The sequence below is a fragment of the Terrabacter sp. BE26 genome (assembly GCF_041941675.1).
Classification (GTDB): Bacteria; Actinomycetota; Actinomycetes; order Actinomycetales; family Dermatophilaceae; genus Terrabacter.
In genome coordinates this window covers 3,332,165-3,354,205 of record NZ_CP090122.1, presented here as the reverse complement: position 1 = coordinate 3,354,205, position 22,041 = coordinate 3,332,165, and the positions used below count along the sequence as shown (strand labels likewise).

21 protein-coding genes and 2 tRNA genes are annotated in these 22,041 nt (G+C 71.9%); 13 read left to right on the top strand and 10 right to left on the bottom strand.

The genetic code is table 11. The annotated features are described in order from the left end of the window. Positions 1–169 precede the first annotated feature (169 nt). Positions 170–1,516: a trigger factor gene (tig, locus tag LQK93_RS15395; RefSeq protein ID WP_374968650.1), complete on the bottom strand. Its 1,347-nt coding sequence runs from the start codon at positions 1,514–1,516 to the stop codon at positions 170–172. 139 nt (positions 1,517–1,655) lie between these two features. Between tig and LQK93_RS15390 the strand changes: the two genes are divergently transcribed. After that, positions 1,656–2,171 (top strand): hypothetical protein, encoded by a 516-nt coding sequence (locus LQK93_RS15390; protein ID WP_374968649.1) that lies wholly within the window; start codon positions 1,656–1,658, stop codon positions 2,169–2,171. A gap of 36 nt (positions 2,172–2,207) precedes the next feature. On the opposite strand, the gene LQK93_RS15385 is transcribed toward LQK93_RS15390, so the two are convergent. Further along, positions 2,208–2,504 carry a DUF2087 domain-containing protein gene (locus LQK93_RS15385; protein ID WP_374968648.1) on the bottom strand — a complete coding sequence of 99 codons (297 nt, stop codon included), beginning with the start codon at positions 2,502–2,504 and terminating at the stop codon, positions 2,208–2,210. Between the two features lie 129 nt (positions 2,505–2,633). Between LQK93_RS15385 and LQK93_RS15380 the strand changes: the two genes are divergently transcribed. Next, the gene (locus LQK93_RS15380) at positions 2,634–3,587 is read left to right on the top strand and encodes a DUF1996 domain-containing protein (RefSeq protein ID WP_374968647.1); all 954 of its coding nucleotides are present in this window, start codon (positions 2,634–2,636) and stop codon (positions 3,585–3,587) included. 103 nt (positions 3,588–3,690) lie between these two features. Here the strand turns inward: LQK93_RS15380 and LQK93_RS15375 are convergent. Then, a tRNA-Gly gene (locus LQK93_RS15375) sits at positions 3,691–3,761 on the bottom strand. Positions 3,762–3,909: 148 nt separating this feature from the next. Here LQK93_RS15375 and LQK93_RS15370 point away from each other — a divergent pair. Next, positions 3,910–3,983, top strand: a tRNA-Pro gene (locus LQK93_RS15370). 68 nt (positions 3,984–4,051) lie between these two features. On the opposite strand, the gene trmB is transcribed toward LQK93_RS15370, so the two are convergent. The 4 genes from trmB to LQK93_RS15350 are packed head-to-tail and all read right to left on the bottom strand — an operon-like array spanning position 4,052 to position 7,188. Next, positions 4,052–4,807, bottom strand: coding sequence for a tRNA (guanosine(46)-N7)-methyltransferase TrmB (gene trmB / locus LQK93_RS15365; protein WP_374968646.1), 756 nt, complete (start codon positions 4,805–4,807; stop codon positions 4,052–4,054). 59 nt (positions 4,808–4,866) lie between these two features. Next, on the bottom strand, positions 4,867–5,982 hold the full coding sequence (locus LQK93_RS15360; RefSeq protein WP_374968645.1) for a PP2C family protein-serine/threonine phosphatase: 1,116 nt from the start codon (positions 5,980–5,982) through the stop codon (positions 4,867–4,869). Positions 5,983–6,022: 40 nt separating this feature from the next. Further along, entirely contained in the window at positions 6,023–6,508 is a 486-nt protein-coding gene (locus LQK93_RS15355) for a ribose-5-phosphate isomerase (RefSeq protein ID WP_374968644.1), read from the bottom strand. A gap of 44 nt (positions 6,509–6,552) precedes the next feature. After that, positions 6,553–7,188, bottom strand: a complete 636-nt coding sequence (locus LQK93_RS15350) for a DsbA family protein (protein WP_374968643.1) — start codon at positions 7,186–7,188, stop codon at positions 6,553–6,555. A gap of 150 nt (positions 7,189–7,338) precedes the next feature. Between LQK93_RS15350 and pepN the strand changes: the two genes are divergently transcribed. The 4 genes from pepN (at position 7,339) to LQK93_RS15330 (ending at position 12,223) form a co-directional block, all read left to right on the top strand. Then, positions 7,339–9,912, top strand: coding sequence for an aminopeptidase N (gene pepN / locus LQK93_RS15345; RefSeq protein ID WP_374968642.1), 2,574 nt, complete (start codon positions 7,339–7,341; stop codon positions 9,910–9,912). 186 nt (positions 9,913–10,098) lie between these two features. Next, positions 10,099–11,022 carry a mechanosensitive ion channel family protein gene (locus LQK93_RS15340; RefSeq protein ID WP_374968641.1) on the top strand — a complete coding sequence of 308 codons (924 nt, stop codon included), beginning with the start codon at positions 10,099–10,101 and terminating at the stop codon, positions 11,020–11,022. 109 nt (positions 11,023–11,131) lie between these two features. Further along, positions 11,132–11,518 (top strand): globin, encoded by a 387-nt coding sequence (locus LQK93_RS15335; protein WP_374968640.1) that lies wholly within the window; start codon positions 11,132–11,134, stop codon positions 11,516–11,518. Positions 11,519–11,680: 162 nt separating this feature from the next. Beyond that, positions 11,681–12,223, top strand: coding sequence for a hypothetical protein (locus tag LQK93_RS15330; protein WP_374968639.1), 543 nt, complete (start codon positions 11,681–11,683; stop codon positions 12,221–12,223). 75 nt (positions 12,224–12,298) lie between these two features. Here the strand turns inward: LQK93_RS15330 and LQK93_RS15325 are convergent, their stop codons facing one another. Beyond that, complete coding sequence (locus LQK93_RS15325; RefSeq protein ID WP_374968638.1) at positions 12,299–12,706, bottom strand: NUDIX domain-containing protein; 408 nt, start codon at positions 12,704–12,706, stop codon at positions 12,299–12,301. 125 nt (positions 12,707–12,831) lie between these two features. Between LQK93_RS15325 and LQK93_RS15320 the strand changes: the two genes are divergently transcribed. From LQK93_RS15320 to LQK93_RS15300, 5 genes are all read left to right on the top strand, one after another. Then, a complete protein-coding gene (locus LQK93_RS15320; protein ID WP_374968637.1) occupies positions 12,832–14,631 on the top strand; it encodes an alpha-amylase family glycosyl hydrolase in 1,800 nt (599 codons plus the stop codon). 129 nt (positions 14,632–14,760) lie between these two features. Further along, on the top strand, positions 14,761–15,114 hold the full coding sequence (locus LQK93_RS15315) for a hypothetical protein (protein WP_374968636.1): 354 nt from the start codon (positions 14,761–14,763) through the stop codon (positions 15,112–15,114). After that, positions 15,111–16,658 carry a hypothetical protein gene (locus tag LQK93_RS15310; protein ID WP_374968635.1) on the top strand — a complete coding sequence of 516 codons (1,548 nt, stop codon included), beginning with the start codon at positions 15,111–15,113 and terminating at the stop codon, positions 16,656–16,658. The genes LQK93_RS15315 and LQK93_RS15310 overlap by 4 nt, the downstream gene beginning before the upstream one ends. After that, positions 16,555–17,586 carry a hypothetical protein gene (locus LQK93_RS15305; RefSeq protein WP_374968634.1) on the top strand — a complete coding sequence of 344 codons (1,032 nt, stop codon included), beginning with the start codon at positions 16,555–16,557 and terminating at the stop codon, positions 17,584–17,586. Before LQK93_RS15310 ends, LQK93_RS15305 begins: the two co-directional genes overlap by 104 nt. An 87-nt stretch (positions 17,587–17,673) precedes the next feature. Next, on the top strand, positions 17,674–18,465 hold the full coding sequence (locus LQK93_RS15300) for a glycerophosphodiester phosphodiesterase family protein (protein WP_374968633.1): 792 nt from the start codon (positions 17,674–17,676) through the stop codon (positions 18,463–18,465). A gap of 17 nt (positions 18,466–18,482) precedes the next feature. Here LQK93_RS15300 and LQK93_RS15295 read toward each other — a convergent pair whose 3' ends face one another. Next, complete coding sequence (locus tag LQK93_RS15295; RefSeq protein WP_374968632.1) at positions 18,483–19,121, bottom strand: hypothetical protein; 639 nt, start codon at positions 19,119–19,121, stop codon at positions 18,483–18,485. Positions 19,122–19,128: 7 nt separating this feature from the next. After that, on the bottom strand, positions 19,129–19,659 hold the full coding sequence (locus tag LQK93_RS15290; RefSeq protein WP_374968631.1) for an acyl-CoA thioesterase: 531 nt from the start codon (positions 19,657–19,659) through the stop codon (positions 19,129–19,131). 122 nt (positions 19,660–19,781) lie between these two features. Here LQK93_RS15290 and LQK93_RS15285 point away from each other — a divergent pair, with 122 nt between their 5' ends. Beyond that, a complete protein-coding gene (locus tag LQK93_RS15285) occupies positions 19,782–21,923 on the top strand; it encodes a RecQ family ATP-dependent DNA helicase (RefSeq protein ID WP_374968630.1) in 2,142 nt (713 codons plus the stop codon). Positions 21,924–22,041: the final 118 nt, after the last annotated feature.

The window sequence follows — 22,041 nt, the reverse complement described above, 5'->3', positions numbered from 1 at the left end:
GGCTCCTCGCTCGTCGTGCTGGACGTCGTCGTGCCGACGACTCCTCGTCACCTACCCGGGCGACACGGCCGGCAATCCCCGCCCCACCCCACCCTCGCCCGGGGACGCGCGAGGGCCGGCTCCCGGACGGGAGCCGGCCCAGCGGCATTCGCAGTCTCTACGGAGACGGTCAGGCGTCGGCGTTCTCCGGCTTGGCTTCGTCGGCAGCCTCGACGCCCCCGGCACCCTCGGCGTCCTCGTCACCCTCGGTGCCGGGGACGGCCTGGTTGAGGTCCACGACGTTGCCCGCCGTGTCCTTCACCGCGACCTTCTCGAGGACCGTGGCCAGCGCCTTGCGGCGGGCGACCTCGGCGACCATGGCGGGGATCTGGCCCTCCTGGTCGAGCGACTGGGCGAACTGGTTGGGGTCCATGCCGTACTGCTGCGAGCTCATGACGAGGAACTCGATGAGCTCCTGCTGCTCGACCTTGACCTCTTCCTTCTCGGCGATGGCGTCGAGGACGAGCTGGGTCCTGAGGCCCTTGCGGGTGCTCTCGTCGACCTCGGCGCGGTGCTCGTCGTCCTCGAGGCGACCCTCGCCCTCGAGGTGGCTGTGAACCTCGGCCTCGACGATGCTCTCGGGGATCGGCACCTCGACCTTCTCGAGGATGGCCTCGAGGAGCTGGTCGCGGGCCGCGACGCCCTGGGCGAACTTGGCGTCGACCTCGGCCTTGGCGGTGAGGTCGGCCTTGAGCTCGTCGAGGGTGTCGAACTCGGAGGCCAGCTGGGCGAACTCGTCGTCGAGCTCGGGCAGCTCGCGCTCCTTGACCGCGGTGACGGTGACCGTGACGTCGGCCTCCTGACCGGCCTGGTCGCCGCCGGCAAGCGGCGCCGTGAACTGCTTGGTCTCGTCGGCGGTCATGCCGATGAGAGCCTCGTCGAGGCCGTCCAGCATGTTCTCGCTGCCGACCTCGTAGGAGACGCCGGTCACCTCGTCGATCTGCTCGCCGTCGATCTCGGCCGACAGGTCGATCGAGACGAAGTCGCCGTCCCGGACGGCGCGGTCGACGCCCTTGAGGGTGCCGAAGCGGGCGCGGAGGTCATCGAGGCGCTTGGCGACCTCGTCGTCGGAGACGGTGGCCTCGTCGACGGTCAGCTCGATGTCGCCGAAGTCCGGCAGCTCGATCTCGGGGCGCTTGTCGACCTCCGCGGTGAAGACGAAGTCCTGGCCGTCACTGGCGGGGACCTGCAGGTCGGTGATCTCGGGCTGGCCGAGCGGGCGGACCTCGTTCTCCTCGAGCGCCTGGCCGTAGAACGTCGGCAGGGCGTTGTTGACGGCCTCCTCGAGAACGGCGGCGCGACCGACGCGCTGCTCGATGATGCGGGCGGGTACCTTGCCCTTGCGGAAGCCGGGCACCTGGATGTGCTCACCGATGTGCTTGATGGCTGCATCGAGGCTCGGCTTGAGCTCCTCGAACGGGACCTCGACGGTCATCTTGACCCGGGTCGGGCTGAGGGTCTCGAGCGCACTCTTCACTGCGGGTTACTCCATCGGGTGGTGCCGACGTGGTCGTCGACGGTGAACGGAAGGGCCAGGCACCATGCTATAGGCCGCGCGCCTGATGGCTAAATGCGCGGACGGCCCACCCGCCGGCCGCCGCCTATGCTCGAGGGCCATGAGCAGCCTTCCGGGCCCCTTCGCCTCGCCCGAGCACGCGACCCTGCGGCCGATCCAGCTCGTGTCCGTCGCGGTCGGCATGGGAGCGCTCATGCTGAGCGCGGTCCGCATCGCCGTGGATCCCTCGGTGGCCGTGCCGTCCGCGTGGGCGGTGGTTGTGGTCCTGGCAACGCTCGTCGGCTCGGCGGCGCTCATCCGCTGGGTCGGGTATGCCGTCCCGTCCCTCCCGCACGGCCTGCCCCGCGAGAACGCCGAGACCACCAGCCTGCGGTACTTCACCTCGACCACGACCTTGCGCACCGCCCTGGCCGAGGCCCCGGTCCTCGTGGCCTTCGCCTGCTCGTTCGTGTTCGAGCCGCACTCCTGGCTCCCGCTGCTCATCGCGCTCCCCGGGGGCCTCGCCCTGTTCTGGGTCCACGGGTGGCCGTCCCCGCGCACGGCCGCGGCCGTCGAGGCCGGCCTCGAGGCCGAGGGCGCCGAGAGCTGGCTCAGCGAGTCCCTCGGCTTCCGCTGACCCTTCGGGGCGTATGCCGTGCGGCGGGCGGCCGTGTCAGCCGACCGTGCCGCCGGTGCGCCAGTACCGACCCCCGTCGCGGTCGAGGAAGCCCTCCTCGACGAGGTAGCGGCGCAGGGCCGCGACGTCGGGGTGGAAGGCGCGCAGGCGGTTGTTGACCTGCGTCTCGTCGTACCGCTCCCCCGGCTCGAACTGCTGCGCGAGCAGGTCGAGCACCACGAGGCGCTTGCGGATCTTCGTGGGGATGCTCGTCAGGGAGCCGTCGGGAGCCAGGAACGCGCGCAGCACCGCGTCGCGGTCGCGGAGGGCATCGTGCAGGTCGGGCCGGAACATGCAGCCACGGTAGGAAGCCACCGCCGGCCGGGTCCAACGCTTTTGGCGACGACATCCGTGCGGCGACGCCGCGTCACGCCACCGGCGCGAGTCGTACATATCACACGGTGTCGGGTAGCCTTCGGGCGCATGACCCCTGCTACCCCTCCCTCCACCACCCCGGCCCGGCGGCGCCTGTTGCTACCCGTCGCCGTCGTCCTGGGCCTCCTCGTCGCGCTGGTCCTTCCGGCCACCGGGGCCTCCGCCCTGGGCAAGGTCAAGTGCGACGTGTCGGGGCAGCCGGCGGTGGCGATCGGCTCCTACGACCCGATCGTCAACCACAACGCCACCGGCCCCTCGATGCACGAGCACCAGTTCTTCGGCAACATCGCCTGGCACTCGCTCGCCAACCCCAACGCCGCGAACTACGGCGACCTCGTCGGCAAGGCGAACAACTGCCGCAAGGTCCTCGGCCTGTCCTACAGCGCCGACTCGGCCGGCTACTGGACCCCCACCCTGCGTTACATCTCCGGGCCGAAGGCCGGTCAGCTCGTGCCGGCGCAGCAGTTCACCGCCTACTACCGCAGCGCGTCAGGTGACACGTTCGGTGCGGCGCAGCCCATCCCAGCCGACACCCGTCTCATCGGCACTCGCTACAACTGGTCGTGCGGGATGAAGGCCGGCGCCCGGTCCGCGCCCGTCCAGAGCATCCCCGACTGCACCGGCCTGTCCGGCAAGCCCGGCCTGACGCTGACCGCCCACATCGACTTCCCCTCCTGCTGGGACGGCGTGAAGCCGAACCACACCGCTGCCCAGAACGGCGACACCCGGGACAACGCGCACTACGCGTACGCGGTCAACAAGAAGTGCCCGGCGACGCACCCCATCGGCGTGGCCGAGCTGCGGGAGACCATCCAGTTCCCCTACGTCGGCAACGGCACGGACGTGGCCCTGTCCTCGGACACGATGATGGGCACGAGCGACGGCCGGTCGCTGCACGCCGACTTCTGGCAGACGTGGCGGGACAAGGAGTTCGGCGACTTCCTCAAGACGTGCATCGTCTCCCAGACGAGCGCCTACAGCACCTCCAGGTGCGACCCGTGACCTGAGCTCCTTGCGCGAGAGCCCCGCTCACCATCGGTGGGCGGGGCTCTCGTCGCCTGCGAGGCGTGAACCGGTCGAGCCGGATGCAGCGCTCGGGTTGCGGAGCGGGCGACGAGAATCGAACTCGCGTAATCAGTTTGGAAGACTGAGGCTCTACCATTGAGCTACGCCCGCACGGCCGCGGACATCCCGACGGCCTGCGCGCCACCCTACTGGGTCGCGTCCGGTCCCTCGAAATCGACACCCTCGCGCGGCCACCGTCGGCGGCGTGCGTGCAACGTCGCGGTCGCAGTGCCGCTCGTCCGCTACGATTCGACGACCGCGGGGTGTGGCGCAGCTTGGTAGCGCATTGCGTTTGGGACGCAAGGGCCGCAGGTTCAAATCCTGTCACCCCGACCCGTCGACGCATGAGGGGAGACCGATCGGCACCGGGTGCCGACGCGTCTCCCCCTCATGCCGTCGCCTCAGGGCAACCGGTCGAGGCGCAGCTCGTTGATCGTGCGCCCCGCGGCGATCCCCTTGGCCTCGAAGCCGTTGCCCGGCCGCCACTGCGGGCGCTCGGTCCGGTGAGCCTCGAACCGCGGGTGCGCCGCCACCTCGGCAAGGACGTGCTCGGCGTAGAAGTCCTGGTCCGTGGCGACGAGGACGTGGCCGCCGGGCTTCAGCACCCGCGCGAGCAGGTCGAGGTTCGCGGGGCTGACGAAGCGTCGCTTGGTGTGCTTCTTCTTGCGCCACGGGTCGGGGAAGAAGAGGTGGACGGCGTCGAACGTGCCGTCGTCGACGCGTTCCTCGAGGAGCAGGACGGCGTCCCCGATCTCGACGCGCAGGTTCGGCACGCCCGCCTCGTCGGCGTCCGCGAGCATCCGGGCCAGACCGGGCGTGTGCACGTCCATGGCGACGATGTCGTGCTCGGGGAAGGCAGCGGCATACGCGATGGCCGCGTGCCCGTGGCCGCAGCCGACCTCGAGGACGACCGGGGCGTTGCGCCCGAACGTGCTTGCGGCGTCGAAGCGTCCCTCGGCCAGCGCGCGCGTCGGCGCGAGGCGCTCGACCCGGTCCTTGGTCAGCGAGGAGAGCCGGCCGCGGCGCACGAAGGAGCGCACGCGCGCGGGTGTCACGCCCGGCGGAAGGTCGGGCACCACGTGCTGCCTGCGGTCGGGGCCGCGGGTCGGGGACGTCCGGGTGGGCGCGGAGTCGGCGGGCTCTGGCTGGTCACTCACCCCGGCATCGTAGTGAGCGGCCTGGGCGGGCCCTGCGCCCGGCATACGCCACCGAGGGGTCAGGTGCGCCAGATGGTGACGACGGCCCGGTCGTCTCCCAGCCCGGCGGCGGCCTGGTCGCACAGCCGTTGGGCGAGCCCCTCGAACCCGGTGCGGATGAAGGACTCGGCCCGCCCCAGCATGCGGTCGATGCCGTCGACGAGCGTCTTGTCGCGCGCCTCGATGACCCCGTCGCTGTAGAGCACGAGCGCGTCGCCGCGGCGCAGCGTCCCGACCTCGCGGGGGTAGACGGCGTGGTCGATGATCCCGAGCAACGGGCCGCGGCCGCCGGACAGCATCCGCCACCGGCCGGAGCCCGCAGCGAACTGTGCCGCGGCGGGGTGGCCGGCATAGCCGATGGTGAACCGGCCGGTCTCGAGGTCGACCGCCACGTGCACGGCCGTGGCGAAGCCCTCGTCCCAGCGCAGGCGGAGCAGGTGGTTGTTGGCCGAGGACAGGAAGCTCTCCTCGCTCATCTCCCCCAGCAGGCCGCCGAGGGCCCCGGAGAGCAGGAGCGAGCGGGTACCGGCCTCGCGGCCCTTGCCCGAGACGTCGACGAGCGCCACCTCCAGGGTGCGGCCGTCGGTGGAGCGGCTGGCGACGACGAAGTCACCCGCGAAGCCGTCGCCGTAGGCCGACTCGAGTGCGACCTCCGCCCGCCACGACGGCGGCAGCGGCGGCAGCTCTCCCTGGGCCCTGAGCCGGTCGCGCATGTCGACGAGCATCGACTCGCCGCTGACGCCGACCACGCCCACCTGGGCGCGCGCATGGGAGAGCCAGAGCATCAGCAGCATCATGACGACGGTGACGACCTGGGCCCCGAGAGTGGCGACCTTGGCGTCCCCGAGATAGGCCCCCGTGGTGGCGAGCGCCAGGAAGAGGGCGATGTAGACGACGAGCAGGAAGCGTGGCTCGAGGAACAAGCCGGCCGCGACGACGATCAAGCCGTACACGCCCCACGGGACCTCGTTGCGCCACGCGAGGATCGCGCCGGTGGCCAGCGCGATCAGCACCACGAACCCACCGACCATGGTCCACGGGGCGCGGATCAGCCAGGCCCCCAGCCGTCGGAACCGGCGCACCGGCCCGGGGGCGATGCGCCGGCGGCGGGACACGACGCTCTCGTCGAGGACCACGTGCCTCCCTTGCGCGGATCGGGACGGGGGACGGGACGCGTCAGCGCGCGTCGTCCGGCTCGGGCAGGGACGGCAGTTCTCTGGTTCTCTCGTACGCGGAGACCATACCCAGACGCCGGGCATGCCGGGCCTCGTTGCTGAACTTGGTCGACACGAACGTGTCGACGATCTGCTTGGCGACCTCGTCGGTCGTGAAGCGGGCGCCGATCGAGACGATGTGTGCGTCGTTGTGCTCGCGGGCGAGGCTCGCGAGCTCCGCGTTGTAGGCGAGCGCCGCGCGGATGCCGGTGACCTTGTTGGCCGCGATCTGCTCGCCGTTGCCGGAGCCGCCGAGGACGACGCCGAGGGAGCCCTCGTCGGCCGCCACCGCCTCCGCCGCGCGCAGCACGAACACCGGGTAGTCGTCCTGCGCGTCGTAGACGAACGGGCCGTGGTCGACGACCTCGTGCCCGGCCTCGCGCAGGTGCGCGACGAGGGTCTGGTGGAGGTCGTATGCCGCGTGGTCGCCGCCGATGTGGATGCGCATTTCCGTCCTTGGTCGGGTGGTGGGTTGGTGGTGGGTGGGTGTCGTCAGTCGAAGATGGGGCCCTCGGTGCGGGTGCGCTTGAGCTCGAAGAAGCCGGGCGTCCCCGACACGAGCACGCAGCCGTCCCACAGACGTGCCGCATCCTCCCCCTTCGGGGCGGGCGTCACCACCGGACCGAAGAACGCCGCGCCGTTGACCGCGATGATCGGGGTGCCGACGTCGGTGCCGACGAGGCTGATCCCCCGCTTGTGGCTGCGGTGCAGGGCGGCGTCGAACTTCTTGTGGTGGGCCTCCTTGGCCAGGGCCGCGGGGAGACCGACCTCCTCGAGGGACTCGCGGATGACCTGGTCGAAGTCGTTCATCCGGCGCAGGTGGATGCGGGTGCCCATGGCGTCGTAGAGCGGCTTGACGACCGACGGGCCGTGGGCCTCCGCCGCGGCGATGATCACCCGCACCGGGCCCCAGGCCTCGTCCATGCGGGCGCGGTAGGCGGCGTCGAGGTCGTGCCGGTGCTCGTTGAGCACGGCGAGGCTCATGACCGACCAGGTGACCTCGATGTCGCGCAGCTTCTCGACCTCCATGAGCCAGCGGGAGGTCATCCACGCCCACGGGCAGATCGGGTCGAACCACATCTCGACGGCGTCGCGGTTGGTGTCGGTGGTGTCGTTCGCATCGGCCATGTGGCCCATCATGGCACTGCCACCGAACTGTCGAAGACGGGGCAAATCCGGTGGTGGAGCGTCCGGGCTTCCGTGCGAGGATGGCCCCGCGACGACGCCGTCCGACCGATGCTGCGTCGCGCACCAGCACCCTTCCCAGGAGGTCCCTACGTGCCCGGCAAGAACCTGACCCGCGACGAGGCGGCGGCCCGCGCCCGCATCCTGCGCGTCGACTCGTACGACGTCCGCCTCGACCTCACCACGGGTCCGGAGCACTTCCACACGGTCACCACCGTGCGGTTCAGCAGCTCCGAGGAGGGCGCCGACTCCTTCATCGACCTCATCGCCGACTCCGTCGAGCGGGTCACGCTCAACGGTGTCGACCTCGACCCGGCCGAGGTCTTCGCGGACTCGCGCATCGCCCTCCCCGGCCTCGCAACCGACAACGAGCTGACCGTCGACGCCACCGGCCGCTACACCAACACCGGCGAGGGCCTGCACCGCTTCGTCGACCCCGTCGACAACGAGGTCTACCTCTACACGCAGTTCGAGGTCCCCGACTCCCGGCGCATGTATGCCGTCTTCGAGCAGCCCGACCTCAAGGCGTCGTTCCGCTTCACCGTCACCGCGCCCGCGCACTGGAAGGTCATCTCCAACTCCCCCACGCCCGAGCCGCAGCCGGCCGGCGTCGCCGACGGCGTCGAGCGCGCGACCTGGTCCTTCGCGCCCACGCAGCGCATCTCCTCGTACATCACGGCCCTCATCGCCGGCCCGTACGACGAGGTCCGCGACGAGGTGCAGACCCGCAAGGGCGTCGTGCCCCTCGGAGTCTTCTGCCGCAAGTCGCTGACGCAGTACCTCGACGCCGACAACATCTTCGACTGCACCAAGAAGGGCTTCGCGTTCTTCGAGGAGGAGTTCGACCAGCCCTACCCCTTCGAGAAGTACGACCAGATCTTCACGCCCGAGTACAACATGGGCGCGATGGAGAACGCCGGGGCCGTGACCTTCGTCGAGGTCTACGTCTTCCGCTCCAAGGTCTCCGAGGCCAAGATCGAGCGCCGCGCCCTCACGATCCTGCACGAGCTGGCCCACATGTGGTTCGGCAACCTGGTGACGATGAAGTGGTGGGACGACCTCTGGCTCAACGAGTCGTTCGCCGAGTGGGCATCGACGACGTGCCAGGCCGAGGCCACCGAGTGGACGAGCGCGTGGACGACGTTCGGCACGTCCGAGAAGGCGTGGGCCTACACCCAGGACCAGCTCTCCTCGACGCATCCCATCGCCGCCGACATGCGCCACCTCGAGGACGTCGAGGTCAACTTCGACGGCATCACGTACGCCAAGGGCGCGTCCGTGCTCAAGCAGCTCGTCGCATACGTGGGTCGTGAGCCGTTCGTCGCTGCGCTGCGCGAGTACTTCAGGAAGCACGCGTGGGGCAACACGACGCTCGCCGACCTGCTGGGCGAGCTCGAGAAGGCGTCGGGCCGAGAGCTGACCGAGTGGAGCAAGCTCTGGCTCGAGACGGCGGGCGTCAACACCCTGCGACCCGTCTTCGAGGTCGACGGCGAGGGGCGCTACAGCTCCTTCGCCATCACGCAGTCCGCGACGGCCGAGCACCCGACGCTGCGTCCCCACCGCATCGGCATCGGGCGGTATGCCGTCCGGGCCGGTGAGGGCGGCGACGTGCTCGAGCGCATCGGCTACGACGAGGTCGACATCGCCGGTGAGCGCACCGAGATCGCCGAGCTCCTCGGCCAGGAGCAGCCGGACCTGCTGCTGCTCAACGACGACGACCTCGCCTACGGCAAGATCCGCCTCGACGAGCGCTCCCTCGCCACCGCACTGAAGCTGCCGCGCGGGTTCCAGGACTCGCTGCCGCGCTCGCTCGTCCTCGGTGCGACGTGGGACATGACCCGCGACGCCGAGATGCCGGCGCGTGACTTCGTGCGCTTCGTGCTCGAGTCGCTGCCGGGCGAAACCGACTCCACCCTCCTGCGGGTCCTGCTGGGCCAGGTCTCGACGGCGGCCCGGCTCTACACGGCTCCCGAGCACCGAGCCGAGGTCTCGGCGCTGCTCTCGTCGTCGCTGCGCTCGCTGGCCGAGTCCGCCGAGGCCGGCAGCGACGCCCAGTTCCAGCTCGTCGAGGCGTGGGCCGGCAGCACGGCCGACCCGGCCGACGAGGGGCGGCTGCGGGCGCTGCTCACGGGCGAGGAGGCCCTTCCGGGCCTCAGCGTCGACACGGAGCTGCGCTGGACCTTCACGAAGGCCCTGGCGGCCCTGGGCGCGGCGGACGAGCTCGAGATCGCCGCCGAGCTCGACCGCGACCCGACCTCCACGGGCCGCGAGCGCGCCGCCGAGGCGCTGGCCGCGCGGCCCACCGCCGAGGCGAAGGCCGACGCGTGGGCCAAGGCCGTCGAGCGCAACGACCTGCCCAACCAGATGGTCGAGGCGATCAGCGCGGGGTTCCGTCGCAGCATCGACCTCTCGCTGCTCGAGCCCTACGTGGAGAGGTACCACGCGATGCTCGTCGACGCCTGGGCCCAGCGCAGCGTGGCCATCGGCGAGCGCGTCGTCGGGGGGTTCTACCCGTTCGCACTCGCAAGCCAGGAGCTCAAGGACGCCTCGGACGCCTGGCTCGCCTCCCACGCCGACGCCGCTCCCGGCCTCGTTCGCACTGTTGCCGAGAACCGTGACACCATCGGTCGCGCGCTGCTCGCACAGGAGCGCGACCGCCGCGGATGACCCCGGTGCGGGACCGGCGCATCCCGCCGGTCCCGCACCTGCCGGCCACTCCCACCAACCCGTTCCGCCCCCGTTCCCGACAGAGACTCTGTGTTCGACGCCTTCACGACCCTGACCGCCCTCGCTCTCCCAGCCTCAGCCGCTCCGACGCCGCCACCGAGCCCGTCTCCCTCCCCGGAGCTGCCCGTGAACCTCTCGATGTCCGACCTGCGCCAGCTGAGCTGGAGCGGCGTCGCCGACTGGCTCGTCGGCACGCCGCTGCTCGTCCTCGTGACGATCGTCATCGGCGTCCTCGCCCTCTGGGCGATGCGCCGGGTCATCAACCGCGTCGTCGCCACGGCAGCCTCCAAGCGGGCCGAACGCCTGGCGGGCATCCTGAACGGCAGGCGCGCGTCGAGCTCGCTCGGCGCAGCCAACGCGCGCCATGTCCAGCGCACGAGGACGATGGGAGCACTGCTCAAGAGCATCACGACGTTCGTCATCTTCGGCGTCACCGCCTTGACTGTGATGTCGCTCGTCGGCATCCCGCTGACCCCGATCCTCACGTCCGCGGGCGTCGGCGGCGTGGCGCTCGCCTTCGGGGCCCAGAGCCTGGTCAAGGACTTCCTCTCGGGCGTCTTCATGATCGTCGAGGACCAGTACGGCGTGGGCGACGTCATCGACACCGGCGAGGTGGTCGGCACCGTCGAGAACGTCTCGTTGCGCGTCACCCAGCTGCGCGACGGCACCGGCATGACGTGGTACGTCCGCAACGGCGAGATCGTCCGCATCGGCAACAAGACACAGGGCTGGTCCACGGCACTCGTCGACATCCCGATCGCCTACGACCAGGACGTGGAGAAGGCGATCTCCGTCATCCGCGACGTCGTCAGCAACATGGACGACGACGAGGCGTTCAAGGACATCCTGCTCGAGGAGCCGACCGTCGCCGGCGTCGAGTCGATCGCCAACGGCGCCATCACGATCCGGATCACCGCCAAGACGGTCGCCAACGAGCAGTTCGGCGTCCAGCGCGAGCTGCGCGAGCGCATCAAGGTGGGCCTCGACCGCGCCGGCGTGCGCAGCCCGCTGCCCGTGATGCCGCCCTACGGCGGCGCTGCGCCGCGGTGACCCTCCTGGCCCGGCCACGGCGACCTCCGCGCCTCCTGCCCCTGTCTGCCCGAGGCTCTGCCAGGGTCCCGGAGCCGGCCGGGCTCGCGGCTCTGGGAGACTTGGCCGGGTGACGTACTACGACGACTTCGGCGGCCACGAGACCTTCACGAAGCTCGTGGCGGAGTTCTACCGCGGTGTCGCCGAGGACGAACCGTTGCGGGCGCTCTACCCCGAGGAGGACCTCGGTCCGGCGCAGGAGCGCCTGCGCATGTTCCTCGAGCAGTACTGGGGCGGTCCGACGACCTACTCGGAGCAGCGGGGACACCCGCGCCTGCGCATGCGGCACGTCTCCTTCCAGGTCACGCCCGACATGCGCGACCGCTGGATCCTGCACATGATGAACGCCGTCGACACGCTCGACCTCTCGCCCGAGAACGACGACCGGCTGCGCGACTACCTCACGCGAGCGGCATACTCCCTCGTCAACGCTCCGGGGCCCGACGGCACGTTCTGAGCGGGCAGGCCGCTCTCCGGGATCTCACAGCAAGTCACAGGTGCTTCACGGCCAGTGGTCGGAGGTGGTGGGGTTGTGTGGGTCCATCAGGCGGGGCCGCCCACTGCGCCCCACGTTAGATGGAGGACCGGAATGCTCTCGGTGACCACAAAGGTGGCGAGCGTGGCTGCTGCCGGCGCGGCGGCGGCCGTCATCGGGCTCGGCGTGTCACAGGCCGCGCGCGCGAACGACGCGGGCGCCCCGACCCCGTCCCCCACGGCGACGACCAGTCCGGGGGCGCCGGGCCAGGGGCACGGTTGGGGACCTGGAGGGCGCCACGGGGGCCCGGGCCGGATGATGGGCATGGGAGGGGACCTCTCGGCCCTCGCCGCGAAGCTGGGGGTCGACCAGGCCAAGCTGGCGGACGCTCTCAAGGCCGTACGCGCGGAGCTGAAGGCGGGGCGCACCTCCGGTACCAAGCCGGACCGCGCCAGCCTGCAGGACGAGGTGGCGACCAAGCTTGCGGCCGAGCTCGGCGTGGACGCGGCCAAGGTGAAGGCTGCCATCGCCGACGTGCGGGCCGCCCGCCGGGCCGAGGCGCAGAAGGCGTTCGACGACCGACTCGCGCAGGCGGTCAAGGCCGGCACGCTGACCCAGGCAGAGGCCGATGCGGTGAAGAAGGCCGCGCAGGCCGGAGTCATCGGCATGCGAGGCGGCCACCGCTGAGTCGGTCTGACCCGCGGGACCGACCGAGCTCGGGGGCGTGAGCCCGAGGCGCCGGCGGGTCGGGCCCGTCCCCGGTCAGCGGGTCGCGAGATGCTCGCGCAGCCGCGGGACCACGTGGTTGCGCAGCAGGGGTGCCAGGTCGTCCGGCAGCTCGTCCTCGAGCGCGAGCCAACGCTGTTCAGCGATCTCGGCCAGCGGGGCCGGCGCGTCCTCGTCGCTCAGGTGCGCCACGTAGACGGTCGCGTCCACCCAGGCGTCGGCCTCGTTGGCGGCCACGTCCAGGAAGCGGCCGAGCGGTTCGCCGACCCCGGAGACGTCTACGCCGACCTCTTCCATGACCTCACGCACCGCCGCGTCCCGCGCGGTCTCGCCCGGGTCGATCTTGCCGCCGGGCAGCATGAAGCGGCGGGAGCCGGCCTTGCGGACGGTCAGCAGCCGGTCCTCGCGCAGGAGGCAGTAGGCGGCGGTCACGAAGGTGGTCACTCCCAGACCGTAGTGCCGAGCATGGAAGGGAGCTCACGGGGCGGCGAGTTGCGGTCTCGCAACGACTGCAAGAAGTTGCAGGACTTGCTTTGAGTTTCCGCCCTTTTGAGGAACGATGGTGGCTCGTGACGCTCTCAGCAACCCAGACTCTGAACCACCCCGCACAGGACGTGCAGGTCCGCGAGGAAGCGACCGCCGTACACCCCGCCGACAGCCCTGACGCCGCCTGGTGGCGCCAGGCCGTGATCTACCAGATCTACCCGCGCTCGTGGGCCGACGGCGACGGCGACGGCATCGGCGACCTGCCCGGCATCACCTCCCGCCTGCCGCATCTGCGCGCGCTCGGCGTCGACGCCATCTGGCTCTCACCCTTCTACACCTCGCCCCAGGCCGACGCCGGCTACGACGTCGCGGACTACCGCGACATCGACCCGATCTTCGGATCGCTGAGCGATGCCGACGCGATGATCGCCCGGGCCCACGAGCTCGGGCTCAAGGTCATCGTCGACATGGTGCCCAACCACTCCTCCGACGAGCACGCCTGGTTCAAGGCCGCCCTGGCTGCCGGCCCCGGCAGCGCCGAGCGCGAGCGCTACCTGTTCCGCGAGGGCCGCGGTGAGCACGGTGAGCTGCCGCCGAACAACTGGCAGTCCGTCTTCGGCGGCGCGGCCTGGACGCGGGTCACCGAGGCCGACGGCGAGCCGGGCCAGTGGTACCTGCACCTCTTCGACCCCAAGCAGCCCGACTTCAACTGGGAGCACCCCGAGGTGCGCGCCGAGTTCGAGTCGATCCTGCGCTTCTGGCTCGATCGGGGCGTCGACGGCTTCCGCGTCGACGTCGCGCACGGCCTGATCAAGGAGCAGGGCCTGCCCGACACCGAGGAGGAGCGCACCGTCATGCTCGGCCACGCCGAGCACGACGACGACGCCACTGCCACGGTGCGCCAGGACGAGGCGCCCCGCATCGACCACACCAAGCGGAGCCCGATGTGGGACCAGGACGGCGTCCACGAGATCTACCGTGCGTGGCGCAAGATCCTCGAGTCCTACGGGACTCCCGACCGCATCCTGTGCGCCGAGGCCTGGGTCGAGCCCCAGGATCGGGCCGTAAAGTACGTCCGTTCCGACGAGATGCACCAAGCGTTCAACTTCGACTTCCTCACCTCCTCGTGGGTCGCCGAGGACCTGCGGGCGGTCATCACCTCGTCGCTGCGGGCGGCCGACTCCGTGGGTGCTCCGTCGACCTGGGTGCTCTCCAACCACGACGTGGTGCGCCACGCCTCCCGGCTGGGCTTCCCCCCGGGCACGCCGCGCATGAACGGAATCTCGGCCACCGACCCGCAGCCCGATCGCGCGCTAGGCCTTCGGCGGGCCCGTGCGGCCACGGCGCTGATGCTCGCGCTGCCCGGCGGCGCCTACATCTACCAGGGCGAGGAGCTGGGGCTTCCCGACTCGACCGACATGCCCGACGAGTTCCGCCAGGACCCGACCTTCGCGCGGACCCACGGCGCCGAGACCGGCCGTGACGGCTGCCGCGTGCCGATCCCGTGGTCGTCCGAGGGCCCCTCGCTCGGCTTCGGCCCGAGCCCGAGCACGTGGCTTCCGCAGCCGAGCGTCTATGCCGAGTACGCCGTCGACCGCCAGGAGGGAGTCGCGGGCTCGACCCTCGAGCTCTACCGCTCGCTGCTCGCCGCGCGCCGTGAGCTCTCCCTCGGGACGGGTTCGCTCACGTGGGTCGAGGGGTATGCCGCCGATGTCGTCGCGCTGACCAACGGCGCCTCCTCCCGCGACCGCGTGCTCGTCGTGGCGAACCTCGGCGCCGACCCCGTCGGGTTGCCCGACGGTGCGGAGGTCATCGTGTCCTCCGGGCCCCTCGAGGACGGCCTCGTGCCCACCGACACGACGGTCTGGGCCCGTTGGTCCTGATCAGCTGACGGTGGTCCTGTCGACCGTCCTGCATGTGAGGCCCCTGTCCCTCGGGACGGGGGCCTCACGCATACCGGCGCCTGTGGATGACGACGGGTGCCGCGCCCACGGCTCTCCTACGGTCGGGGCATGACCCGGTTCTCCATCGACACCTCCGGGGTGTCCCGTGAGCGCCTTGCGCTGGCCGAGGACCCCCGGGAGCTGCGGGAGTGCGCGTCGCAGGTGGCGGCGGCCACGGCTGCCGCCATGGCGGCGGTCGGCGGCGAGGCTGACGGAGTCGGCACCGCTCTCGAGCGCTTCCGCCTGGTGCACACCCATGCGCTCGACGCCGTCGCCGACGCGGCCAGTGCGCTCGGCGACCGTCTCGACCGCTCGACCCTGGAGGCGCGGTCGGTCGAGCTGTTCGTCTCGGCAGGTTTCGCGCAGGTCGCGGCCAGCGGGCTCGGCCGCCACGGGGCCACCCCGGCACCGGATGCGCCATGAGCCGCCTCCACGAGGTCGGGCACCCGGCCGTCACGATCCCGGGAAGCCTCGCCCTCCCCCTCCCCTCGGGAGATCCTCACTCCCTGATCCTCAGCGCGGCCACGCTCGAGCGTGCCTTCGCTCGGGCGACCTCGACGACCACCGTTCGAGGAACGCTGGGCGGGCGCCTCGATGCCGTGTGGACCGGCGAGGCGGCCGCCGCTGCGCGCGCGGAGGCAGACGAGCTGGGCCGGCGGTCGCGACGAGTCGCCGACGCCCTCGCAGCCACCGCCCGCTCGCTCCGGGCGTATGCGGCGGCGCTGGAGACCAGCATCGCCCGAGTCCACTCGCTGCAGGGACAGTGGGACGCCCTCGACGCCGACCGGGCCCTCGCCTCCCTGCGTGCCTCCGCCGTCCCGGACCCCTCCGGGACCGTCTGCGCGCTCGCGGTCGAGCGTGCCCGCGTCGAGCAGGTCCTCGGCCGCGCACGCCTCAGCCGCGCCCACGAGCACGTGCTCGACGAGCTGCGGGCCGCCGCGCGACGCTGCGCGCACGTCGTCGCGGGCGTCACCGAGGTGACGGTTCCCGGGTCGGACTCCGTCACCCCTGCGCAGGTGCGGTCGGCCGTGACAGGCGGCCTCTGGTTCGCCGACGGAGTCGTGTCCGCGCGGGAGTCCCGCGACGCGGCCCTGTCCGACTCCGTCCTGGTGCGCCGTGCCGTCGCCGCGAGCGCCGCATCGCACGCGCCCGTGGCTGATGCAGCCGTCGGGCAGCTGGCCGGCCGGCTGGAGGCCCGAGCCGACGACCCCGTCTACGCGCAGGCCCTGCTCTCGGAGCTCGGCGCCGACGTGTTGGCGCAGCTGCTCATGGCAGCCGGCGTGACACAGAGCCGGTCGGGGGCGCACCTCGACACCGTGCGCGAGCTCCTCGCCGGGATGGGCTCGCTGGTCCTCACGGCGACCAGCCCCTCCGCGCCCACCGGCACGGACCCGCGCACACGCCGCCGGCTCGCCTCCGGGGCTGCCCTCCTTTCGGACGACCTCGTGGACGCGATCGCCACGGTTCACGAAGGGCCCGGCGACGGACGAGCCACCGGCGCGTGGCTGCTCGGCCAGCTGTTGTCCGGCGCTCGAGCCGCCGGAGACGACCGGCGGCTGCCGCCCACGCGGGGCGCGGCGGGCAGCCGCCGCGGCGGCCACGGCCGAGGTCTCGGAGACCCGCGACACGGACCTGCGGCTCCGTCACGGGACGACCCTGCGGGCGGACGGCGACGACGTGTTCGCCTCCTGGTTCGACGACGCATCCCGGACGGGCGACGCCGTCCACGTGCTCCTGGCCGCCGTCGGCGCCGACCCCGCCGAACAGGCCGCACTGCTCGCGGAGCCGCTCCCGGACGCGCCGGCAGCAGGCGCCGCGCTCGCCAACTCCCGTGGCGACCGGCTGACCCTCGGGGAGCACCTCGTGCGTCGCTGGGTGACCCTGGAGGCGACCGGCACCGCCTCACATCCTGCTCTGCAGCTCGCGAGCGGAGCCGACCTCGAGCGGCTGCTGCGGAGCGTCTCTGACGACACCACTGCCGCCGCCGCCGAGAGCCGGGCGCGGATCATGCTCGAGCTGTCGCGCACCAGCGCACATGCCGTGCGGGACGCCTCGACGACACGGATCTACGCCGGGGCCACGGGCCGCCTCGAGGGGCAGGTCGCAGACTGGCTCTCCGCCATGCACGACAACGTCGACCAGGCGGTGGCCACCCCTGTCGCGGACGCTGCTCCACCCCGCCCGTATGCCGCGCCGACGTCCCGCGGGATGCAGCCCTGGCTGGACGGCGCGGAGCTGACCGGCGTCGTCGGCGCACTGGCCGTGGACACCGGCATGGGACTGCGCGCCAAGGACCCCGGCGCGGCCTACGACCGCTTGGTCGACCACGAGGTGGCCGCCGCGAAGGCGAGTGCGCGCTCGGGCGAGGACGTGGAATCCGAGGTGGCGCGCCTCGGCTTCCTCGACCAGTCGGCCTCGGCCGCGCTGGTCGCCGTGGCGAGGCGCCAGGACGAGCTCAACCGTGCGGCGCTCGAGGGGGTCGCGGAGGCGGCCCACGTCGTGATGGCGATCCGCACCGGTGACAAGGATGCGCTGTGGTCGATGGTCAAGGCTTACGCCCAGGGCGAGGCGGCGCGTGGTGCCGCCGACGACCTCGCCATCGCGCTCGTTCGCTCGAACGTCGAGCTCGGCCAGACCGAGCGCAACGACGTCCGCCGAGTGGACCTGCTGGCCGGTCTCATGACGATCACGGGAGGGAGCACCGAGGTGCGGTCCTCGCTCCTGGCCGGCGCCGGCCGGGGTCCGGTGCTGTCGACCGCTGACGACCTGCAGGAGGCGCGGCGCGCCGAGGTGAACGCGGCCTGGACGGCCCTGCGCGACGAGAAGGTCCAGTCCCTGACCGAGTCCGCGACGGACCATGGCACGCAGCGCACGCAGGCGTCCGGCAAACCCTGAGCTGCGGCGGGATCGGCCGAGAGGCAGCAGAGGTGCTTCTTGCCCAGCTCCCGGACCTGGGCTGACGGGCCGGGTAGCCTCGCGCACGTGGTGAAGACGCGGCCCTACCTCGACCGGACTCCCGTGGCGCTGGCGCACCGCGGAGGGTCGCTGTACCCACCCAACGTGGGGCTCGAGAACACCATGACAGCCTTCGGCAACGCGATCGCCATGGGCTACACGCATGTCGAGACGGATGTCCACGTCACCCGCGACGGTCGGCTCGTCGCCTTTCACGACACGGTCCTGGACCGGGTCACCGACGCGCACGGACGCATCCGGAACCTGCCGTGGTCCGCGGTGTCGCAGGCGCGCATCGGGGCCGACGAACACGTCCCCCTGCTCACGGAGGTGCTCGACACCTGGCCCGACGTCAGGCTCAACATCGACCTCAAGGCACCGGGGACGGCCGAGCCCCTCTGGCGCCTCATCCAGGAGCGGGCGCTGCACGGCCAGGTCTGCGTCGGTTCCTTCTCACAGCGCAGCATCTCCCAGTTCCGGCACCTCTCGCGTGGCAGCGTCGCGACGGCAGCAGCGCAGATGGGCACCGCTCTGGCCCGCTTCGGCCCACGCCTGCTCGCGGCCATGGTGCGCACTCCCGCAGACGTGTTCCAGGTGCCGCCGACCGTCTCCATCCGCGGGCGGGTCGTCCAGGTGGTCACGCCGCGACTCGTGGCGACGGCGCACCGTCATGGCAAGCAGGTGCACGTCTGGACCATCGACGACGCCGAGGAGATGCACCGCCTGCTCGACCTGGCCGTCGACGGCCTGGTCAGCGACCGCATCGACGTGCTCAAGGACGTGCTGCTCGAACGGGGCTGCTGGACGGGCCGCAGCTGACGGCATACGCGATCCGGTCAGCGGACGAGCACATGCCCTCGCGCGGTGCTGAGGCGCGTCCACCGGCCGTGGGCCGCGATGGACGCCGGCTCGCCCACCACCGTGAAGCCCAGCACGTGGGCGCCGAAGGCGAGGCCGGCAGGGATGGGCGGCACCGTGTCGCTCATCGCCGCCCAGGTCCGTCGCCGCAACGCGTCGACCGCGTGACCGCCGGCGCCCTCGGGGGTCCCCTCGGCAACCTGCGAGATCCCTTGCCGCGCAACGGAGTCCACGACGTCGCCGTCCAGCCGGCCGACAGGCTCCCAGCCGTCACGGGGTGCGGTCAGGCCGCTCCACGGCGCACGGACCGTCGTCGGCGGGACGTCGAGCACGGCGCCGACGCCCTGCCGGGCCAGGCGGTCGTTGACGGAGGCGATCGAGACGGTCGTGTCCACCGGGTCGGCGCCCGTCACCCTGACCACCCGCATGCCGAGCACCGTGCCCTCCCCCAGGAGACCGCTCCCCTCGAGAACGGCCACAGTGGTGACGAGCAGACCTCCGAGCACCTGCAGTCGCACCGCGCCGCCGGGGTTCGCACGACCGGCACGGGCGAGGAAGGTGCCGAGGTCAGCCAGCCCCCGCGGATCCCCGAAGTCGACACGCTCCGTCCCGGTCATCGGCGCGTCACCGTCGCCGCCTGCGGAAGGGCGCCGGCTGCCCGACGTGCGCGTGCAGCGACGCCCGTTCCTCGGGCCGCATCCGGCGCGGGGCCGCGCTCGCGAAGTCGTAGAGCGCGAGCTCGGTCTCGGCCACCGCGTAGACGGGCCGGTCGGCCCCACCGAGATCGTCACCCACCCCGGCAGGGTCGGTGACGATGTAGGCGACGTCGAAGCCGGCTCCGCCGACCCTGGACACCCACATCTGCACCTCCACCGGCGCGTGCCGGAAGCCGAGCGGCCGGCGGTACTCGATCTCGTGCCTCGACACGAGGACGCCTTCGTCGAGCAGCGACCTGTCGCCGGCTCCCTCGGCGTCGAACCAGTCGCGGAAGGCGATCACACGGGCGTCCTCGAGGAGCCGGAGGAACTGCACGTTGTTGATGTGGGCATACGCGTCCATGTCGGACCAGCGCAGCGACACGTGCGCGGCATAGGGCCCCGACTTCGCGTCGGTCACCTCCTGCGGGGTTCCGGTGGCGTTCGTGGTCTCGCTCATGCCGCCATCCTCCCAGCCCGAGGCGCCCGCGCTCGTCCACACCCCCTTCCTGCGCGCCTCCTCCGTCCACAGAGGACATATGCCGGTCGGCGCGGTCGGTGGGGCCGCGTACGTTGGGTGCCATGCCCTCCACCCCCACCGCTGCTTCCGCTGTCGACGTCGACCCCGGGCTGCGTGAGCGCGCCACGACCGCGCTCCGTCGTCTCGTGGGGCGCGACGACGTCGACTTCCGTGACGGTCAGCTGGAGGCGATCAACGAGCTCGTGGCCGGACGACGCCGTGTGCTGGTCGTGCAGCGCACCGGGTGGGGCAAGTCGGCCGTCTACTTCGTCGCGACGGCACTGCGCCGTGCCGAGGGCGCCGGCCCCACCGTCATCGTCAGCCCCCTGCTGGCCCTCATGCGTGACCAGATCGCGGCGGCCGGGCGCGCGGGCATCAGGGCCGTGACCCTCAACTCCACCAACGCCGACGAGTGGGGCGCGGTCTCGGGGGCGCTGGCCCGCGGCGAGGTCGACGTGCTGCTCGTCAGCCCCGAGCGGCTCAACAACCCCCGGTTCCGCGACGAGCAGCTGCCCGCCCTTGCAGAGTCGTGCGGCCTGCTCGTGGTCGACGAGGCGCACTGCATCAGCGACTGGGGCCACGACTTCCGCCCCGACTACCGCCGCATCCGAGACCTGCTCACCACGTTGCCCGAGCGCACCCCGGTCCTCGCCACCACCGCCACCGCCAACGCCCGCGTCGTCACCGACGTGGTGGAGCAGCTCGGCGCCGGTGGCCGCGACGTGCTGACGCTGAGGGGCCCCCTGGCGCGGGCCTCCCTCCGGCTGGGCGTCCTGCCCCTCTCCGCACCCGAGCAGCGGCTGGCCTGGCTGATCGCCCATCTCGACGAGCTGCCCGGCTCCGGCATCGTCTACGCCCTCACCGTCGCCGCGGCGGAAGACGTCGCCGTGGCGCTGCGCGAGGCGGGCCACCCGGTCGCTGCCTACACCGGCCGGACCGAGCCGAGCGAGCGGATCCGCCTCGAGGAGGCGTTGCGGGACAACGAGGTCAAGGCGCTCGTCGCCACGTCGGCTCTGGGCATGGGCTTCGACAAGCCCGATCTCGGGTTCGTGCTGCACCTGGGCGCTCCTTCGTCCCCCGTCGCCTACTACCAGCAGGTGGGCCGTGCCGGCCGAGCCACGGAGCGCGCCGACGTGCTGCTCATGCCCGGTCCCGAGGACAAGGACATCTGGCGCTACTTCGCGTCCGCGTCGATGCCACGACAGGACCAGGCCGACGCCGTCGTGCGGGCCCTGACCGAGTCGCCCAAGGCGTTGTCGACCGTCGCCCTCGAGACCATCGTCGACGTGCGGCGCACCCGGCTCGAGCTGCTCCTGAAGGTCCTCGACGTCGACGGGGCCGTCCGCCGTGTCCCGGGCGGCTGGACGGCCACCGGTGAGCCGTGGACCTACGACGCCGAGCGCTACGGGCGCGTCACGGAGGCCCGGGAGCGCGAGCAGCAGCTCATGGTCGACTACGAACGCACCGACCGCTGCCGGATGGCCTTCCTGCAGGAGACGCTCGACGACGACTCCGCGGAGGCCTGCGGTCGGTGCGACCGCTGCGCCGGCCCCTGGTTCGACGCGACGATCCCTGAGGCCGCCGTCAACACGGCCCGTTCCCGCCTGGAGCGCCCGGGCGTGGTGCTCGAGTCCCGCGCGCAGTGGCCCTCCGGCATGGAGCGGCTGGGGGTCCCGCTCAAGGGGCGCATCGCCCCGTCCGTTTCGATGGAGGAAGGACGCGCCATCGCCCGCCTCAGCGACCTCGGCTGGGGGCAGCGGCTTCGCGAGCTGCTCCGCGGTCCCGACCGCGAGCTGCCCGCCGAGGCCCTGCAGGCCTGCGTGCAGGTTCTCGCCGGCTGGGGGTGGCAGGAGCGTCCCGCCGCCATCGTCTCGGTGCCCTCACGCCGGCGCCCGCTGCTCGTCAGCTCACTCGCTGCGGGGATCGGGCAGCTGGGCCGGCTGCCCTACCTCGGCTCGCTCGACCTCGTCGAGGGTGGCCCTGTCGGCGACTCCGGCGGCAACAGCGCCTTCCGGCTCGCCAACGTGTGGGGACGACTCGCGGTTGGCCCCGAGCTCGCAGCCTCGCTCCGGGGCACCGCGGGACCCGTGCTCCTCGTCGACGACCTCAGTGACTCTCGCTGGACCCTGACGGTGTGCGCGGGCCTGCTGCGGGAGGCAGGCGCCCCGGCGGTCCTGCCGATGGTCCTGGCCATGGAGGGGTGACGTCACGGCACAGCGCGCCCAGGTGCAGCCCTCGGTGAGTCGACGGCGCCGGCCGAGCCGACGAGCCGACGAGCTGACGAGGGGGCAGACCCACCTCGACCGGGCCACTAGGGTCGAC

Excerpts from the sequence above, each read along its gene's own strand:
- LQK93_RS15390 (WP_374968649.1), top strand. The coding sequence starts at position 1,656 with ATGAGCAGCCTTCCGGGCCCCTTCGCCTCGCCCGAGCACGCGACCCTG.
- LQK93_RS15385 (WP_374968648.1), bottom strand. The coding sequence starts at position 2,504 with ATGTTCCGGCCCGACCTGCACGATGCCCTCCGCGACCGCGACGCGGTG.
- LQK93_RS15380 (WP_374968647.1), top strand. The coding sequence starts at position 2,634 with ATGACCCCTGCTACCCCTCCCTCCACCACCCCGGCCCGGCGGCGCCTG.
- LQK93_RS15355 (WP_374968644.1), bottom strand. The coding sequence starts at position 6,508 with ATGCGCATCCACATCGGCGGCGACCACGCGGCATACGACCTCCACCAG.
- LQK93_RS15350 (WP_374968643.1), bottom strand. The coding sequence starts at position 7,188 with ATGGCCGATGCGAACGACACCACCGACACCAACCGCGACGCCGTCGAG.
- LQK93_RS15315 (WP_374968636.1), top strand. The coding sequence starts at position 14,761 with ATGACCCGGTTCTCCATCGACACCTCCGGGGTGTCCCGTGAGCGCCTT.
- LQK93_RS15310 (WP_374968635.1), top strand. The coding sequence starts at position 15,111 with ATGAGCCGCCTCCACGAGGTCGGGCACCCGGCCGTCACGATCCCGGGA.
- LQK93_RS15295 (WP_374968632.1), bottom strand. The coding sequence starts at position 19,121 with ATGACCGGGACGGAGCGTGTCGACTTCGGGGATCCGCGGGGGCTGGCT.
- LQK93_RS15290 (WP_374968631.1), bottom strand. The coding sequence starts at position 19,659 with ATGAGCGAGACCACGAACGCCACCGGAACCCCGCAGGAGGTGACCGAC.
- LQK93_RS15285 (WP_374968630.1), top strand. The coding sequence starts at position 19,782 with ATGCCCTCCACCCCCACCGCTGCTTCCGCTGTCGACGTCGACCCCGGG.